Origin of the sequence: Klebsiella sp. K-Nf6 (assembly GCF_002806655.1) — a bacterium.
Lineage (GTDB): Bacteria > Pseudomonadota > Gammaproteobacteria > Enterobacterales > Enterobacteriaceae > Klebsiella > Klebsiella variicola.
In genome coordinates, this window is record NZ_PIBN01000007.1 from 251530 (window position 1) to 270585 (window position 19056).

9 protein-coding genes, 1 tRNA gene and 3 pseudogenes are annotated in these 19056 nt (G+C 56.6%); 9 read left to right on the plus strand and 4 right to left on the minus strand.

Features of this window, described 5'->3' with window-relative positions:
* Positions 1 to 74 precede the first annotated feature (74 nt).
* Both lpxH and ppiB read right to left on the minus strand, forming a co-directional pair.
* Positions 75 to 797: a UDP-2,3-diacylglucosamine diphosphatase gene (gene lpxH / locus CWM61_RS14620; RefSeq protein WP_074386697.1), complete on the minus strand. Its 723-nt coding sequence runs from the start codon at positions 795 to 797 to the stop codon at positions 75 to 77.
* Positions 798 to 800: 3 nt separating this feature from the next.
* Positions 801 to 1295, minus strand: a complete 495-nt coding sequence (ppiB, locus tag CWM61_RS14625; RefSeq protein WP_008805471.1) for a peptidylprolyl isomerase B — start codon at positions 1293 to 1295, stop codon at positions 801 to 803.
* Between the two features lie 175 nt (positions 1296 to 1470).
* On the opposite strand from ppiB, the gene cysS reads away from it, so the two are divergent.
* Positions 1471 to 2856, plus strand: coding sequence for a cysteine--tRNA ligase (gene cysS, locus CWM61_RS14630; RefSeq protein ID WP_100631446.1), 1386 nt, complete (start codon positions 1471 to 1473; stop codon positions 2854 to 2856).
* Between the two features lie 45 nt (positions 2857 to 2901).
* On the opposite strand, the gene ybcJ is transcribed toward cysS, so the two are convergent.
* A complete protein-coding gene (gene ybcJ, locus CWM61_RS14635; protein ID WP_004143016.1) occupies positions 2902 to 3114 on the minus strand; it encodes a ribosome-associated protein YbcJ in 213 nt (70 codons plus the stop codon).
* A 1-nt stretch (position 3115) separates the two neighbouring features.
* Entirely contained in the window at positions 3116 to 3982 is an 867-nt protein-coding gene (folD, locus tag CWM61_RS14640) for a bifunctional methylenetetrahydrofolate dehydrogenase/methenyltetrahydrofolate cyclohydrolase FolD (protein ID WP_004143017.1), read from the minus strand.
* 339 nt (positions 3983 to 4321) lie between these two features.
* Between folD and CWM61_RS14650 the strand changes: the two genes are divergently transcribed.
* The 8 genes and pseudogenes from CWM61_RS14650 to CWM61_RS30155 form a co-directional block, all read left to right on the plus strand.
* Positions 4322 to 4398, plus strand: a tRNA-Arg gene (locus tag CWM61_RS14650).
* Positions 4399 to 4685: 287 nt separating this feature from the next.
* Positions 4686 to 6347 (plus strand): ShlB/FhaC/HecB family hemolysin secretion/activation protein, encoded by a 1662-nt coding sequence (locus CWM61_RS14655; protein ID WP_100631447.1) that lies wholly within the window; start codon positions 4686 to 4688, stop codon positions 6345 to 6347.
* A 12-nt stretch (positions 6348 to 6359) separates the two neighbouring features.
* A complete protein-coding gene (locus CWM61_RS14660) occupies positions 6360 to 15464 on the plus strand; it encodes a hemagglutinin repeat-containing protein (RefSeq protein ID WP_100631448.1) in 9105 nt (3034 codons plus the stop codon).
* Positions 15465 to 15473: 9 nt separating this feature from the next.
* Positions 15474 to 15800 carry a hypothetical protein gene (locus tag CWM61_RS14665; RefSeq protein ID WP_032732632.1) on the plus strand — a complete coding sequence of 109 codons (327 nt, stop codon included), beginning with the start codon at positions 15474 to 15476 and terminating at the stop codon, positions 15798 to 15800.
* A gap of 324 nt (positions 15801 to 16124) precedes the next feature.
* Positions 16125 to 16490: pseudogene (locus CWM61_RS30150) on the plus strand (hypothetical protein); the annotation flags it as partial.
* A pseudogene (locus CWM61_RS30055) lies at positions 16486 to 17843 on the plus strand (VENN motif pre-toxin domain-containing protein); the annotation flags it as partial. The pseudogenes CWM61_RS30150 and CWM61_RS30055, both read left to right, overlap by 5 nt.
* A 55-nt stretch (positions 17844 to 17898) precedes the next feature.
* On the plus strand, positions 17899 to 18249 hold the full coding sequence (locus tag CWM61_RS14685) for a hypothetical protein (protein WP_100631450.1): 351 nt from the start codon (positions 17899 to 17901) through the stop codon (positions 18247 to 18249).
* Between the two features lie 24 nt (positions 18250 to 18273).
* Positions 18274 to 19056 (plus strand): annotated as a pseudogene (locus CWM61_RS30155) (VENN motif pre-toxin domain-containing protein); the annotation flags it as partial.

A 19056-nucleotide genomic window follows, 5' to 3' on the forward strand; every position in this document is an offset into this window, starting at 1 on the left:
AGCATGCAGGACGCGGGGAAGCGCGCACCTTCGCCCAGGCAAAAGGCGCTTTCGGAATTGTGCTCGCGGGGGAACTAGAACGGGAAGTGGATCAGTTTGACGTCGTCCGGCGTCACCTTGACCATCGAACCTTCGCTGTGCCAGGCGCCGAGTACCACGCGCCATGCGGGTTGGCCGTTGGCCTGCAGTTCATGGACCGCCGGGCGATGGGTATGGCCATGAATCAGCCACTGCACGTGATGCCGCTCCATAGCGTCAACCACCGCCTGTGGATTCACATCCATAATGTCCATTGATTTGCTGCTGTTGGCGGCTTTGCTGTCGGCGCGCATGCGGGCGGCGATGCGGCGGCGGATAAACAGCGGCAGGGCCAGGAACAGACGCTGGATCCACGGGGTGTGGACTTTGGCGCGAAACGCCAGATAGCCTGGGTCATCGGTGCACAATGTGTCGCCATGCATAATCAACACTTCACGGCCATAGAGGTCCAGTTGCTCTTCTTCGGCGAGCAGGAGCATCCCGCTCTGGCGGGCAAAGCGCTGGCCAACGAGAAAATCGCGGTTGCCGTGGATGAAATAGCAGGGCACGCCGGCGTCGACGACGGCTTTGATTGCCGCGGCAATCTGCTGGTGCAACGGGTTGGGATCGTCATCGCCGATCCACGCCTCAAATAGATCGCCAAGGATATACAGGGCGTCCGCCTGGCGGGCTTCACCCTGTAAAAAACGCAGAAAACCGGCGGTGATCGCCGGTTCTTCTGTTTGCAGGTGCAAATCTGCAATAAAAAGTGTCGCCACGAATTACTCGCTGACGGTGACGCTTTTGATGATCACATCATCTTTCGGCACATCCTGGTGCATGCCGCTGCGGCCGGTGGCAACCGCTTTGATTTTGTCTACCACGTCCATGCCTTCAACCACTTCGGCGAAAACGCAGTAGCCCCAACCCTGCAGGCTTTCGCCAGAGAAGTTCAGGAAGTCGTTGTCGGCCACGTTGATGAAGAACTGGGCAGTGGCGGAGTGCGGCGCCTGAGTACGGGCCATTGCCAGCGTACCACGGGTGTTTTTCAGGCCGTTGTTCGCTTCGTTCTGAATCGGAGATTTGGTTTCTTTTTGTTTCATGCCCGGTTCGAAACCGCCGCCCTGAATCATAAAGCCGTTGATAACACGGTGGAAAATGGTGTTGTCGTAGAAACCTTCGCGGCAGTAGTCCAGGAAGTTTTTAACTGTTTCCGGCGCTTTGTCGTCAAACGTTTTGATTACGATATCGCCATGATTGGTGTGGAAAGTAACCATTTTTGCATCCTGTTCCGATGAGTGTGGTGCCAGCACCCGATGTCGGGTGAGATATAGGGGGGTGTTATAGCATAACCGCGGGGGTCGATGCACCTTGCAATGTGTGCTGCGTCCGGTCTGAATTATGGGTATTATAGAGACTTCATTACCCACACACGTCTACACGGAATCTTCGATGTTAAAAATTTTTAATACACTGACGCGCCAGAAAGAGGAATTTAAACCTATCCATGCCGGGGAAGTCGGCATGTACGTGTGTGGTATTACCGTTTACGATCTCTGTCATATCGGCCATGGCCGTACCTTCGTCTCCTTTGACGTCGTGGCGCGTTATCTGCGTTTTCTCGGCTATAAGCTGAAGTACGTGCGTAATATCACCGATATTGACGACAAAATCATTAAGCGCGCTAATGAAAACGGCGAAAGCTTTGTCGCGCTGGTCGATCGCATGATCGCAGAAATGCACAAAGATTTTGACGCGCTGAATATTCTGCGTCCCGACAGCGAGCCGCGCGCGACGCACCATATTGCGGAGATCATTGAGATCACCGAGCAGCTGATCGCTAAAGGCCATGCTTACGTGGCAGATAACGGCGACGTGATGTTCGACGTGCCGACGGACCCGAACTACGGTTTGCTGTCACGCCAGGATCTCGATCAGCTGCAGGCGGGGGCGCGCGTCGACGTGGTTGACGTCAAGCGGAATCCGATGGACTTCGTCTTGTGGAAGATGTCGAAAGAGGGCGAGCCAAGCTGGCCGTCGCCGTGGGGCGCGGGCCGTCCGGGCTGGCATATCGAGTGCTCGGCGATGAACTGCAAGCAGCTTGGCAACCACTTCGATATTCACGGCGGCGGTTCGGATCTGATGTTCCCGCATCATGAAAACGAAATCGCCCAGTCCACCTGCGCCCATGACGGCGAGTACGTTAACTACTGGATGCACTCCGGCATGGTGATGGTTGACCGCGAGAAGATGTCGAAATCGCTGGGTAACTTCTTTACCGTCCGCGACGTGCTGAAGTATTACGATGCGGAGACGATTCGCTACTTTCTGATGTCCGGCCACTATCGCAGCCAGTTGAACTACAGCGAAGAGAACCTCAAGCAGGCGCGTTCGGCGCTGGAGCGTCTGTACACCGCGCTGCGCGGAACGGACAAATCCGTCGACGCGGTGGGTGGCGAAGCCTTCGAAGCACGCTTTATCGAGGCGATGGACGACGACTTCAACACCCCGGAAGCCTACTCGGTGCTGTTCGATATGGCGCGTGAAGTGAACCGCCTGAAAACCGAGGACGCCGCAGCGGCAAATGGCATGGCGGCCCACCTGCGTAAGCTGGGTTCTGTGCTGGGTCTGCTGGAGCAGGAGCCGGACGCGTTCCTGCAGAGCGGCGCGCAGGCCGACGACGCGGAAGTGGCGGAGATCGAATCGCTCATCCAGCAGCGTCTGGACGCGCGTAAAGCGAAAGACTGGGCGGCGGCGGATGCGGCGCGCGACCGTCTCAACGAGATGGGTATTGTGCTGGAAGATGGCCCGCAGGGCACCACCTGGCGCCGGAAGTAAGCCATAAAAAAACGCCCGCTAAAGCGGGCGTTTTTCTTTTCGCTGTCAGGCCGTGACGGTGACGCTCTGGCCTTCAAAGCTCACCGTCTGACCGGCGACGATTTTGCAGCGTTTGCGGGTTTCCACCGCGCCGTCAACTTTCACCAGCCCGTCAGCGATAGCGATTTTCGCCTGGGCGCCGCTTTCGCTCCAGCCTTCCAGCTTCAGCAGATCGCACAGCTCAACGTGCGGGTGTTTACCTAAGGAAAATGTCGCCATCTCAGGCCTCCTCAACGTCGTGATACTCTTCGCACGCCTGCAGCGTGTTCTGAATCAGGGTGGCGACGGTCATCGGGCCAACGCCGCCGGGAACCGGGGTGATGTAGGATGCGCGTTCGGCGGCGTCTTCATACACCACGTCGCCGACCACTTTGCCGCTTTCCAGACGGTTAATGCCGACATCGACCACAATCGCCCCTTCTTTAATCCACTCGCCAGGAATAAAGCCCGGTTTACCTACCGCGACGATCAGCAGGTCGGCGTTTTCGACGTGATGGCGCAGGTTTTTGGTAAAGCGGTGGGTCACGGTGGTGGTGCAGCCGGCCAGCAGCAGCTCCATGCTCATCGGGCGACCGACGATATTGGACGCGCCAATGACCACCGCATTGAGGCCGTAGGTGTCGATATTGTAGCGTTCCAGCAAGGTCACGATACCGCGCGGAGTGCACGGACGCAGGCGCGGCGCCCGCTGGCACAGGCGGCCAACGTTGTAGGGATGGAAGCCGTCGACGTCTTTATCCGGCGCGATGCGCTCGAGCACTTTGACGTTGTCGATCCCTGCGGGGAGGGGCAGCTGAACCAGAATACCGTCGATGGTCTTATCGGCATTCAGGGTGTCGATAAGCTCCAGCAGCTCGGCTTCGCTGGTGGTTTCCGGGAGATCGTAAGAGCGGGAGACGAAGCCCACTTCTTCACATGCTTTGCGCTTGCTGCCGACATAAATCTGCGAGGCCGGGTTGCTGCCGACCAGCACGACGGCCAGCCCAGGGGCGCGTTTTCCGGCCGCAACGCGAGCCTTCACTTTTTCCGCAACCTCAGAGCGTACCTGCTGCGCAATCGTTTTACCGTCAATAATTTTTGCTGCCATCAGAGAGAGGATTCCATCTGTATCTTTACGAAAGGGGGATGAGGATATTTTGTCAGAAGCGGGCCTCGCTGTCAGTCCTCGTTTGCGGTTTTATCCTGTCTGGGGTGAATTTAGCCTGTTTTGACCCTGTTCAGCTCAGGGATATTGGTGTGTTGCGCCTGGTCACTAAGTCGATTTACGCGCGTAAGCGCCCCGGTGGTATGCTTCTTGTACAGTTGCTGAGGGATATTTCGCCAGCATCGTATAAGCCCCGCAGTTTCCTGGCAAAATGGATTGACTCAACGGACGTGGACCGTATAATTCCAGGCGTTTCACTCCGCGAAGCACTCGCTTCTCAGGGCGCCCTTAGCTCAGCTGGATAGAGCAACGGCCTTCTAAGCCGTAGGTCACAGGTTCGAATCCTGTAGGGCGTACCATTCAATATCAGCTTCTTATCCTCTTGCAGCTTTTTCGTACCGGACACCATTTTCCCTATCCTGTAACCTGGCTGTGCTATTGCGGTTGAAAAACATATATCAACTACGTGTTAATACATTCGTTATTTTCCCCTGCCGTCTATTTTGCTGCGCAAAAAGTCATTATCCTAAAAACGATCCTCATTCATTATTTCATGTTCACATACCGTAAGTTTCATGCTTAAATCCGCGCAACATATAATGGAATATGTTTTTGCACTGCACGTTAAGTAATAACGAGAACACGGATGAAATCTCTGTATTTGGCTCTGGGACTAATGACGCTGAGTCTGACCACCTACGCCGCTTTTTTATCGCCAGCCGATCGCGACAGCGTTGAGCAACAGCAGCAACAATTACTGCGTCAGAACCAGCAGCAACGTGAATCGCTGGAGCGCGCCACGCCAAGCCTTCACGCGGCGATGCCTGCGCAGGCTGAAGCCTCTGATGGTCCCTGTTTTTCTATCCATCGCATCGCGTTAGATGGCGCGACGCTTATTGATCCGCGTCAGCAGCAAAAAATAGTCCGGCCCTGGCTTGGGCAGTGCATGGATATTGCGCGTATTACTAAACTCGTAAATATTATTTCCGACTGGTATATCAGTCGGGGATATATTACCAGCCGCGCTTTTCTGACCGAGCAGGATTTACGTTCCGGGGTATTACATCTGGCTATTCTTGAAGGAAAGCTCGAAAAAATCACCATGGAAGGCGCGACTAAACGTGAGTTAAAAATGGCGTTTCCAGGGCTGGAAGGCCATATTCTTAACCTGCGTGATATCGAACAGGGGATGGAGCAGATTAACCGCGCGCGCGCGACGCCTGTGCAAATTGAAATCCAGCCGGGCGAAAAACCTGGCGGTTCAATCGTTAACCTGACGGCGACAGCGGAGCGCCCACTTTTGTTGTCGATGAGCGTCGACAACAGCGGCCAGAAGAGTACAGGTAGCGGACAAATCAACGCGGGTTTAACAGGCAACAATCTTTTAGGGCTGGCCGATCGCTGGTTTGTCAGCGGCGGGCGCAGCAGCGCGTTTTCGAATGCCAAAGATGCGCAGAATGTTGCCGCAGGGGTCAGCATTCCTTACGGTTATACGCTGTTTGACTACAGCTACAGCTGGAATAACTACCTGAGTACACTCGATAACCACGGCTGGCTCTGGCGTACCAGCGGTGACACCGAAACCCACCGGCTAAACTTCTCACAGGTTCTCTTTCGCAACGGCGACCTGAAAACGGGCCTCTCCGCCGGACTGAGTTATCGGACCAACCACAATTATCTCGACGATGTTTTGCTGCAGAGCAGTAGCCGTAAGTTGACGACACTGCTGTTTGGCCTCAACCACACGCAAAAAGTGTTTGCCGGGATTGCCACCTTCAACCCCACGTTTTCCCGCGGAATGCCGTGGTTTGGTGCCGAAAGTGACGGTAATAAACCGGGCGATTTGCCAAAAGCGGAATTCAGAAAATGGAGTCTGAGCGCCAGCTTTCAGCGCCCGTTGCTCAACGATCTCTGGTGGCTTAGCAGCCTTTACGGCCAGTGGTCTCCGGACCGCTTATATGGCAGCGAGCGCCTGACCTTAGGCGGGGAAAGCTCAGTACGTGGTTTTAAAGAACAGTACATTTCAGGGGACAACGGCGGCTACTGGCGTAATGAACTGAACTACGCGCTTTTTACGCTCCCCGCCATTGGACAGGTCGGCGCTCTGGCCGCACTGGATGGCGGCTGGTTGCATGCTGACCGACTCGATCCCCGGGCCGCCGGAACCTTGTGGGGCGCAGCGGTAGGGTTCACCACGACGAATCGCTGGTTATCCACCTCTTTTACCGTGGCCGGTCCGCTGGCGTATCCGGACTGGCTTGGTCCCGATCGCCTCAATATCTACTACCGCGTTGCCGTGGCATTTTAAAGGATTATCGTCATGCATCAGCCTCCCATTCGCCTGTCATCGCGTCTGCTAAGTTACGTGATTAGCCTCCTGCTGGTCGGGCAGCCGCTCCTGCCCGCCATTGGCGCAGCGATCAATCCCGAGGGCGCCACCGGTGTGGATAGTGCCGCAAATGGCGTGCCGGTCGTTAATATTGTCACCCCGAACGGCAGCGGGATCTCGCATAACCAGTTTAAGGATTACCACGTTGGCCAGGAGGGTTTAATCCTCAACAATAATGCGACCGGGAAGCTGAATCAGACCCAGCTCGGTGGCCTGATCCAGAACAACCCGAATCTGCAGGCCGGGAGGGAAGCGAAGGGCATCATTAACGAAGTGACTGGTGGTCGCCGATCGCAGTTGAACGGGTACACCGAAGTCGCAGGCAAGGCGGCGAACGTGATGGTCGCCAACCCCTATGGCATCACCTGTAACGGCTGTGGCTTTATTAACACTCCCCAGGCAACCTTGACCACTGGCAAACCCGTGTTTGATGCGGCGGGGAATTTGCAGACGCTGGATGTCACAAAGGGTTCCATAACCATTGAAGGCAAAGGCATTGACGCCAGCGGCAGCGATGCGTTGTCGATTATTTCCCGAGCGACGGAAGTGAATGCGGCGGTTCAGGCCCGTGATTTATCGGTGATTGCCGGGGCTAACCGGGTAGATAGCCATGGCACTGTCACCCCAATGAGCGGAGAAGGTCAGACCCCGACGCTGGCGGTGGATACCGGGGCGCTGGGCGGTATGTACGCCAATCGTATTCGTCTGGTGTCGAGCGAAAACGGCGTGGGGGTGAACCTCGGCGACCTGAATGCGCGTCAGGGCGATATCACCCTTGAGGCGAATGGCAGGCTTGCTTTGCGTCACTCACTGGCCAGCGGCGCGATCGCCGCTCGCGGCCAGCATATTACGCTCACCGGCGATCACAAGGCCGGGGGAGCAATCACATTGCATAGTCAGAGCGATCTGGTATTGAGCAAAGGGTCCCTGACCAGCGATACCGATCTGCGGCTGACCGCGGGCGGTTCAATCACACAAAGCAGTGAAAAACTGACCGCCGGACAGGATGTCTCATTGACGGCCAGCGCCATCCGCCAGGATAGCGAGAGCCAAATCGATGCGGGTCGCCAGATCGTGCTGCGGGCCGGCGATAGCGTGACGAATGAGGGAAGAATGACGGCCACTGAAGATCTTTCGGTGACCGCGAAGACGCTGGCCCATCATGGCGCCCTGATCGCTGGCAATGCTATCTCCCTTGATGCCGCCCGCCAGACGTTGAATGGCGCGATAAACGCTACCGGCACTATCGCGGTGTCGGGGGAGACAATCGCCACCAGCGCGGCATCGCAAATCCAGGGAAAACACCTGCATATTGCGGCGAAACAGGTTGATTTAAAAGGGACTCAGGCGGCGAAATCCGCTCTCACCGTGCGCGCCAGCGAAAAACTGACCCACAGTGGTAAAAGCAGTGCTGATACCCTGTCATTGCAAGCCCCGCAACTCAGCAATAGCGGTGTGGCCATCGCCTCCAGGCTGACCACGCAATCGCAGTCTCTCACCAACAATGGCTTGCTACAGGGTGAGGCTCAACTTTCTGTTACCAGCCAAACGTTGAATAACCAGCAGGACGGCACGCTCTATAGCGCGGCAAATCTGACGCTCGATATCCCGGATATCCGCAATCGCGGGCTTATTACCAGCGACCACGCGCTCACCCTGGCCAGCACGACCCTGATCAATCCGGGTGCCATCATCGCCGATACGTTAACGGTTAAGACCGCCACCTTATCCAATGACGGTCTGCTTCAGGGTAATCAGGCACTCACGCTCACCGGCGATTCGCTGACTCAGGGGGCCACAGGACGTTGGCTGACCACAGGGGATATGTCGCTCACCGCGACGACGCTAAACGCCGCAGGCGTCATACAAGGGCAGCAACTGCGCATTAATGCGCAGGACTGGCGGCAAAGCGGTTCTCTCCTGGCGACAGGCAATCTGGATGCCACTGTCAGCGGCGCATTGCTCAATGATGGCGACATCATGAGCCAGCGAGATTTCATCCTTCGAACCCCCTCCCTGACAAACAGCGGCAAGCTCCTTGCCGCCGGCGATATGTCGTTAACGGGTGCTCTGTTCAACAACAATGGTTCGCTGCAGGCAAACCGGATCGCACTGGCGCAAGACAGGATCGGCAATCAAGGGACCGTTATCGGGCTTGACGCGCTCACGCTTAGCAGCAACGGAACCGTGGATAACCGCGGCGATCTGCTAAGCCAGGGCGACCTGACACTCTCCACTGGCGATATCGCTAACTATGGACGGGTGCACGGGAAAACCATCGTTATTGAGGGTGTGAACCTCATCAATAGCGGCGCGATCCAGAGCGCGGTCGATCTGGCGTTAACGCTCAGCGGCGATCTGCAGGCGATTAACGGCAGTAAAATGACTGCCCTGAGGGATGTCCATATCAGCGGCCACGCGCTCAGCAATGAGGGGCTGGTGAGCGCCAGTACACTGACGATGAAAGGCGACTCGCTGAGTAACAGCGGAGAGATTAGCGGGGTAAGCCATCTTGACGTATTGCTGAATGGCGATCTGCAGCAGCAGGGCAAATTGCTGACCGGGGGATCGCTTGTCCTCCATGCGCAAGACCTGAACAACAGCGGTCAGTTGCAGGGGGCGAATACGCAAATTAGCGTGGCCTCGCTCAGCAACAGCGGACGCCTGCAGGGTGACAGTAATCTGACGCTGAACTTGCTAAAAGTGCTCAACAACCAGGCCAACGGGGTCATCCTCAGTCAGGGGGAGCTGACGCTGACGGCGTCTGCGCTCAGCAATGACGGCACGATCCAAAGCCATGGCGCAACCAGCCTCAACAGTACCTTATATGCCCGCAACGCCGGCAACATTGTCTCTGGCGGAGACCTGACGCTTTCCACCCCAGACTACAGCGGCAGCGGCTGGCTGCAGGCAACCCATCTCCTTCTGGACGCGGCGAAGATCGCCAACGCAGGCACGATGCTGGCGGCAAATCAGGCCACGCTGACGGGGAGCACGCTGTTAAACAGCGGCACCGTTCAGGCCGCACAGTTAAGTGTCGACACCCGGACACTGGCCAACAGCGGCACCTTGTTCGGCAAGCAGAACCTGTTGCTTTACAGCGACAGCGTAAACAACGACGCGGGCAAACTCTTCAGCGGCGGCGATCTTCTGGCGAACGTCGCCTCCCTCAGCGGCGCGGGTCAGATAGTCGCCCTGGGTAATCTGACGCTGGCGCTGGTCAACAGCTGGACCGCTCAGGGAACTGTGGCCGCAAACAAACAGCTTGCCATCAGCAGCCAGAGCGATATCACCAACGCTGGCGCCTTACAGGGCAATGGCGTAACGCTGACCGCCGCCGGGCAGCTCATCAATAACGGTCAACTGGTAGCTGGCAACGGCAAGACGGCATTGTCCGGGCAACAGATTGCGATGAATGGGGAAGGTTCCCTGCAGGCGGGTGGGGACGTGAGCCTGACCAGCCTTGGCCATATCACGCTTGATGGCTTTACTGGTACAGCGGGAAACCTGGTGTTAACGGCCACCGGAACGATCCTCAACACCGCCTTGCTGTATGCGGGCCATAATCTCTCGCTGTTTGCCAACCGCATTCATAACCTGCGCGGCGACATACTGGCGGGTAATGACCTGGTGATGCAAAAAAACGCCAGCGGTGATGCCAATACTGAAGTGATTAACACCTCGGGAACGATTGAAACCACGCAGGGTGACATGACCATCAGCACCGGGTACTTGCTCAATCAGCGTGATGGGCTGGAGGTGAAGATCTCGCAGACTAGCGGCGAGCAGGCCATTCCGGGTCTCGGAGAGGCGAGAATCGATGTCGATATCAGCCAGCTGGCTGACGGGACGTACGGCCTGAGCAGCTATTTGGCGTCAAGCGAGTCAGGGGCATGTAACGGTCATGGCGCCTGCAGCTATCACAACTGGAACCAGCTCTATTATGCAATGTACGCCGAATCAGCACAGCAGAAGTTTATCGGCAGCCAGACGCGGACGGAGGTCACCAGCCGGGGCGGGGCAGCACGCCTTGCCGCGGGGAAAAATCTACATATTAGCGCCAGCACGCTGGAGAACGTTGCCAGCCATATTCTGGCAAATGGCGATATCGCGTTAACGGGAAATACGCTCAACAATCAGAGCTGGCAGGCCGGTACCGTCACTGACTGGTATATCTATCAGTACGACCCGCACCGCTATGGCTACAACATTGGCTTTGGCAAGGGCGCCGGCTACGCCGTTGCGCCGGGGGCGCCTTATCCCACGGATGACAATAACTATGAGGATGCGCAGCCCGAACGCTCTACCATTGGTTTTACCCTGGCCGGGCATGAATCCACGGCCGAACAGGGAGAGATTTACCGTTCGGTGATCCAGGCTGGCGGCAACGTCAGCGCCAGTTTCGCCAGCGACATCAGCAACACCAACAGCATCGCTAATGCGGATAAAATAAGCAACACGCTTGTCGCGCCTGACCTGAACACACCTTCAGCGCAACTCACTGACGACAGTGAGAGTCTGCAGTCCCTCGCCGGGGCTGATACCGCCGCGATGACTCGCCCGGACTGGAACGACACAACCGGTAGCGGCAGCCAGACCATCGGCAACGGTACGGCGCTCGTTCAGGAACCGCTGGGCGATAACTATCCACTGCCGTCCGGCATCAACGGCTATTTTGTCACGTCCGACGATCCGGACAGCCCATATCTGATCACGGTCAATCCGAAGCTCAATGGCCTGGGCCAGCTCGATCCGTCGCTGTTTGGCGATCTGTATAAGCTGGCTGGCATGAATCCAGGCAGCGCGCCACGCGAGACGGGCAGCCAGTACACCGATGGCGACTCGTTCCTTGGCTCGTCATATATGCTGGATCGCCTGGGGCTTAACCCTGACAGCGATTATCGTTTTCTGGGCGATGCGGCGTTTGATACTCGGTATGTCAGCAACGTGGTGCTGAACCAGACCGGGTCACGCTATCTTGATGGCCTCGGCTCTGATCTCGATCAGATGCGTTATCTGATGGACAACGCGGCCGACGTGCAGACCTCGCTTGGCCTGACGTTTGGCGTGGCGCTCACCGCCGCACAGGTGGCGGCGCTCAATCGCAGCATTCTGTGGTGGGAGCCCGCAACGCTTAATGGTCGGACCGTGATGGTGCCGAAAGTTTACCTGTCGCCGAAGGATGTTAGCGTCCGGAACGGTAGCGTAATCAGCGGCAATACCGTGCAACTGGCAGGGGGCAATATCAGCAACAGCGGCAGTACGTTGCTGGCGCGAGACGGCCTTGCCATTGACAGCAGTAATAGCTTCAGCAACCTTAACGCCGGACTTATCCGCGCGGATGGCCGTCTTGACCTGAGCGCGTCTGGCGATATCAATAACATTGGTTCGACGATATCGGCGAAAACGCTGCAGCTGGTAAGCACCGGCGGTAGCATCAATAACGTCACCCGCACTGAGCAGTGGCGTGTTGGCGATGACAGCCGCTGGGGCAATATCCAGTTCAGCGGTACCGATAGCGAGCAAACGGCTGCCATTACTGCCAGCGACGGCCTGTATATGGCCGCGGCGAACACGATCAACATAACCGGAGCGACGGTGAGCGCCGGCGGCGATCTGGTGATGGAAGCCGGGAGTAACATCAATATTGCCGCCAACCAGTTCACCGAGAGTCGCAGCCAGTCTGGCTTCTGGGGCCAGAAACACAGTCGTTCCTCATCCACAACGTATCAGAGCAGCAGCATTACGGCGGGCGGTAACGCGATAATGCGGGCGGGCAACGATCTGAACGTGACGGCCAGCGCCATCAATGCGGGTCACACCGCGCAGTTGGTGGCGGCCAATGACCTGAACCTGAACGCGGCGAGTAACGAACAGAGCAGCCGCACGGGCGGCAGCGAAAGCCATCAGAGCGGCGCAGAGCGTAGCACGGTGACCGCAGGCGACAAGGTAACGCTGGTGGCCGGGCGGGATGTGACCAGCCAGGCGGCGGGCATCGCAGCGGAAGGGAATGTCGGTATTCAGGCCGGACGCGATGTGAATCTGCGGGCGGAAGCCACCACCGCAGGCAGTAGTAGTCATAGCGGTAAGAAAACCGTTATCGATGAATCCGTGCGCCAGCAGGGTACCGACATTGCCAGCGGCGGCAGTACGACCATTGTCGCCGGGCGAGACGTCAACGCCGAAGCGGCGCAGGTGACTGCCAGCGGGAATATTGGCGTGGCGGCGGGCCGCGATGTGAACCTGACCACGGCGACGGAAAGTGATTACCACTACAAGGAAGAGACGAAGACCAAAAAGGGGTTCCTGAGTAAGAAAACCACGCATACCATCGAAGAGGAGAGCGCCACCCGTGAAGCCGGTACGCTGTTAAGCGGAGATCAGGTTCAGGTGCTGGCAGAGAATAATCTTCTGCTGCAGGGCTCGGCGGTGGTGGGTGAGGGTGATGTTCAGCTCCACGCAGGTAATAATGTCGATATCACGGCGGCGACCAATACCGATACCGCCTGGCGATTTAAAGAAGAGAAAAAATCCGGCCTGATGGGAACCGGGGGGATCGGGTTCTCCATAGGCAGCAGTAAAACCACGCACGAACTGCGTGAAGCGGGTACCACCCAGAGCCAGAGTGCTTCCACGACGGGAAGTACGGGCGGTAGCGTGGTGATTTCTGCCGGTAAGCAGGCGCATATCGGTGGTTCTGATGTGGTTGCGGGCCGGGATATCCGCATCACCGGCGACAGCGTGGTGATTGACCCCGGGCAGGACACCCGGACAGTCGACGAGAAGTTTGAGCAGAAATCCAGCGGGCTGACGGTGGCCCTGTCAGGCAGCGCAGGCGGTGCGGTGAACAATACGGTTTCCGCCGCGCAGAAGGCGAAAGAGGTCAGTGATGGCCGCCTGAGTGCGCTCCAGGGAACAAAAGCGGCACTTTCCGGTGTCCAGGCCGCCCAGGCCGTCGCGCTGGATGGGGCCAGAGGCGGCAGCGATAAGGACAATAATAATACGATTGGTATCAGCGCGTCGCTGGGTTCGCAGTCCTCTTCCTCCCGGTCACATTCGGAGCAGGTGACGACCAGCGGCAGCACCCTGAATGCCGGAAATAACCTCGCTGTTACGGCAACGGGCGGCGACATCACGGTCGCGGGCGGCCAGATGAAAGCCGGTAAGGATGTCACGCTGGATGCGCTCAGGGATGTGAACCTCATTGCGGCGCAGGATACACAGCAGACTACCGGCAGCAACAAAAGCAGCGGCGGCAGTATTGGCGTCGGCGTGGGGGTGGGCTCCGGCGGAGCCGGTATCAGCATCTCGGCAAACGCCAGCAGCAGCAAAGGGCATGAGAGCGGCAACGGCACCTGGCAGAATGAAACCACGGTGGATGCCGGTCATCAGGTCATCATCAGCAGCGGACGGGATACCACGCTGGCCGGCGCGCAGGTCAGCGGTCACCAGGTGACCGCTGATGTCGGCCGCGACCTGACGATAACCAGTCTTCAGGACAGCGACCACTATGACAGCACACAGAGCAGCCTCAGCGGTGGCCTGGGCTACACCTCCGGCGCCGGGTCGTGGTCGGGAAGCCTGAATGCCAGTCGCGACAAAATGACCAGTGACTGGTCCTCGGTACAGGAGCAGAGCGGGATATTTGCCGGTCAGGGAGGCTTTGATGTCACTGTGGGCAGCCACACGCAGCTGAATGGCGGGGTCATTGCTTCCACAGGAAGCGCAGATAAAAACGGCCTCGATACCGGCACGCTGGGTTTCAGCGATATCCACAACCAGGCGGATTATAAGACGCAGCATCAGGGCGGCGGTATCAGCACCGGGGGCAGCATCGGCTCTCAGTTCGCCGGGAACATGACCAGCGCCCTGCTGGCGGGGGGCGGCAGCAAAGGCCATGCGGAAGGTACGACGCAGGCCGCAGTGGCTGATGGCAGCCTTATCATTCGCGACAGGGAGAATCAGAAGCAGGACGTGGCTGACCTGAGTCGCGACACGGAACACGCCAGCGGCAGTATCGGGCCGATATTTGACAAGGAGAAAGAGCAGCGGCGTCTGCAGGAAGTGCAGCTGACAGGGGAGATTGGCAGCCAGGCGGCAGATATTGCGCGCACGCAGGGGCAAATAAACGCGCTGGAAGCGGCGCGCAAGGTTCATCCGGCAATGTCAGCGGAGCAGCTGAAAGAGACGCAGACGTACAAAGATGAACAGGCGAAATACGGCGCGGGCAGCGATATCCAGCGGGGTATCCAGGCAGCGACTGCAGCGCTGCAGGGACTGGCGGGCGGTGATATCGCCGGGGCGCTGGCGGGGGCATCGGCGCCGGAGCTGGCGAATCTTATCGGTCACGGTTCAGGGCTGAGTGACGGTGCCGCGGTGGTGGCGCACGCTATCCTGGGCGGTGCGGTGGCGGCGCTGCAGGGCAACAGTGCCGCGGCGGGCGCAGCGGGCGCGGCAGCAGGTGAACTGGCCGCAAAGGCAATAGCGGGCATGCTGTACCCGGATGTGACGGATTTGTCCACACTGACAGAAGCACAGAAGCAGACGGTCAGTACGCTGGCCACTATTTCAGCGGGAATGGCAGGCGGTCTGGCCGGGAACAGTACGTCATCAGCGGTGGCGGGCGCGCAGGGCGGTAAGAACGCGGTTGAGAATAACTCGCTCAGCAAGAAAGACAAAATTAACATCTTTGATATCAACCCGATGCTGAAAATCGGGGTTGAGGATGCTGACGGAGAGTTACTGAAAGGCGGTGGCGGGGGGATCTCTAAAGGTGGAAAACCAATAAAATTAGAGGGAGGTTTTTACTCTGTTGACGGCATGAAGATAAGTCAAAGTTATTATGATCGTTTATGGAACCAAGGCCGTTCGGCTCCATTCTTGCAAGCCAAAGAGATATTAAATAGCAATCCCAAAGTTACTTCTGATCCAAGAGGGGCTCCGGGGTACTTTAAGTATGAAAGTAATGGATTAGAGATGATCTATAATCCTACTACCGGGCAAATTGGTCATATTCAGCCAATTAAGAAAAAGTAAGGTGAAGAAATGGATATGTGGTCTGATTTAGAAGAAGAGTTGATACGATATAGAGATATATCTATCTCAATAAAAAGAATTTTGTGTCTTTATGAAAAGGAGTGCCAAACTCTCATTAAACAAATGAAAGGTAAGTCTTTTGATGACGTACAAATGCTTTTTGAAAGACTTTATGATATTCAAGGGGAATTATCTATTGCATTATATAAATATGATTTTATGCTGAGTGATGAGTTACGTAATTTTGTCTATCATTTTGAGAGAGACGATATTTACTCTCGTAAGCATTGGTATCAGAAATTTAATGAAGGCATGACGTGGCCAAATGATGATTAAAATGATCTGGACATACTTACCGAGATCTTCTTGTTAACCGGCAGCCCTTAATCGGTTTAATCACCAGTCTTCACTCTTCCTTACTGACAATTACCGGCGTGTCAGTGTGGAATCCCGCCCCTCCCTGCCAGTTTCTAGGCTGAGGCTGCAGGAATAGTACGTGGTCATTTGGAACAGGCTCTTTAACAGCAGTGGGAAAATGGGGAGCAAAACCGCGTATCGGGATGTTGCGTTCGGTTCAGTGGAATGCACCCGGAAAAGTGGTCGTAACCGTATGATATAAAATAAAAAAATTATGTTTCCGCGGCAGGCTTCGCAACGGATAAAATTATTGTGGAGAATAATTTACTTGGGGGTAGTGAAGATGCGCAGGCGCCATGGTGGCGCCAGCACGGCATTGGTATGGCGAGTTGTTCCGATAACCCAGGCGGGACGGCATGTCAGAAAGCGATAAATGAGCGTAATGCGGTAGGACTTGCGCTGGCAACAGGTGGTGTAGTGTTCTTACCTGGTAGTGCTCAGGCCATGTGGGGTCTTGGTGCAGCCGCAAACGCAGGGATCGGATACTGGGCAGATGGCAGTCTGGATCCAGCAAACGCAGCAATTGCGGGTTGGGTGAACGTACTCAGTATGGGGAATGGCATAGCAGGGACGATCGGCTGGAATGCAGCCGGTGGCGCGCTAACCAATCTTTGACAAGGAGAAGGAGCAGCGGCGCCTGCAGGAAGTGCAGCTGACAGGGGAGATTGGAAGCCAGGCGGCGGATATTGCACGCACGCAGGGGCAAATAAACGCGCTGGAAGCGGCGCGCAAGGTTCATCCGGCAATGTCAGCGGAGCAGCTGAAAGAGACGCAGACGTACAAAGATGAACAGGCGAAATACGGCACGGGCAGCGATATCCAGCGGGGTATCCAGGCAGCGACTGCAGCGCTTCAGGGGCTGGCGGGCGGTGATATCGCCGGGGCGCTGGCAGGGGCGCGCCGGAGCTGGCGAATCTTATCGGTCACGGTTCAGGGCTGAGTGACGGTGCCGCGGTGGTGGCGCACGCCATCCTGGGCGGTGCGGTGGCGGCGCTGCAGGGCAACAGTGCGGCAGCGGGCGCAGCGGGCGCGGCAGCAGGTGAACTGGCCGCAAAGGCAATAGCCGGTATGCTGTATCCGGGCGTGACGGACTTGTCCACGCTGACGGAAGCACAGAAGCAGACGGTCAGTACGCTGGCCACCATTTCAGCAGGGATGGCAGGCGGTCTGGCCGGGGACAGTACGGCGTCAGCGGTGGCGGGCGCGCAGGGCGGGAAGAACGCGGTGGAGAATAACTCGTTGGCGGGCGAACAGGCTCGTGCAACAGTAAAACAGGCTGCTGAATCCCTGAAAAATCAGGTCAGGGACAAGCTTGGCGAGGGTACAACTTCTTCCATCGCGAACGGTATTATCAATGCCCTTGCGGATACCGGCGATGCGGCATTAGGCTCAGCGGATTACGCCGCTGATGCGGTGATGGCGCTGGCCTCCTGTGCGGTCGGCGACAGCTACTGTAATAAAGCGCTGAGCGACCTGTCAGGCAAGAATCAGGCCGTGGCCGACAGTGTCGCCGCTCTGATGAAAAGCGAAACCTGGTCAGCGGTTGTGGATACGGTCAAACAAGCGGCCGGAGGAAATCAGGCGGCGCTGGAAGCCACGGGGGGAATGCTGGCAGGTATTATCCTGCCAGGGAAGAAAGTGCCGGAAATTACCACAGCGCAGACGATAGCAAATTCTGTAGTTGATGCGAAAAAATTTGATTATCTTTTTGGTAAAGCAACAGGTAATAGCCATACGCTGGATCGTACAAATCAACTTGCTCTGGAAATGAAACGATTAGGTGTGGCTGATGATATTAATGGTCATGCGGTTTTGGCTGAGCATTTCACTCAAGCGACAAAAGATTCAAATAACATCGTGAAAAATATACGGATCAATATGGTAGTTTTGAAATCAGGGAATCTTTCTTTATTGGCCCTTCAGGAAAGGCCACAGTGTTTGAAAGTACTTTCGAAGTTATGAAAGACGGCTCTCATCGATTCATTACGACCATACCGAAAAATGGAGTAACTAAGTAATGTTCATAGAAAATAAGCCAGACGAAATTGAGTTGCTTTCATTCTTTGAAAGTGAACCTGTCTCGTTTGAACGAGATAATATCAGTTTTTTATATACTGCAAAAAATAAATGCGGCCTTAGTGTTGACTTTTCATTTAGTGTTGTTGAAGGTTGGATTCAATGCACGGTGAGGTTACATGAAAATGAAATTTTACATAACTCTATCGATGGTGTTAGTTCATTTAGTATAAGGAATGATAATTTAGGTGATTATATTTATGCCGAAATTCTTACAAAAGAATTAATAAATAAGGTTGAAATACGTATAAGACCGGATATAAAAATAAAAAGTAGCTCTGTCATTAGATAACTAAAATCCCGCCCTCTTGAGGCAGGATATTTTTATCTACAGTCAAATCGTAATCAGAAGCAGGACGTGGCTGACCTGAGTCGCGACACGGAACACGCCAGCGGCAGTATCGGGCCGATATTTGACAAGGAGAAGGAGCAGCGGCGCCTGCAGGAAGTGCAGCTGACAGGGGAGATTGGCAGCCAGGCGGCAGATATTGCGCGCACGCAGGGGCAAATAAACGCGCTGGAAGCGTATTGCGCGCACGCAGGGCGAGATAGCAAAACAGAAGGCGATAAAAGACCCTGCAGCCCTGACGGCGGCGGAAGCGAAGCTGAAGGCAGAGGGTAACAGCAGTCCGACGGCAGAACAGATTGCGGACCAGGCGGGTCGTACCGCGATGGCTGCATACGGAACCGGCAGTGACCTGCAGCGGGGTATCCAGGCAGCGACTGCAGCGCTGCAGGGACTGGCGGGCGGTGATATCGCCGGGGCGCTGGCAGGGGCATCGGCGCCGGAGCTGGCGAATCTTATCGGTCACGGTTCAGGGCTGAGTGACGGTGCCGCGGTGGTGGCGCACGCCATCCTGGGCGGTGCGGTGGCGGCGCTGCAGGGCAACAGTGCGGCGGCGGGCGCAGCGGGCGCGGCAGCAGGTGAACTGGCCGCGAAGGCAATAGCGGGCATGCTGTACCCGGATGTGACGGATTTGTCCACACTGACGGAAGCACAGAAGCAGACGGTCAGTACGCTGGCCACTATTTCAGCGGGAATGGCAGGCGGTCTGGCCGGGGACAGTACGGCGTCAGCCGTGGCGGGCGCGCAGGGCGG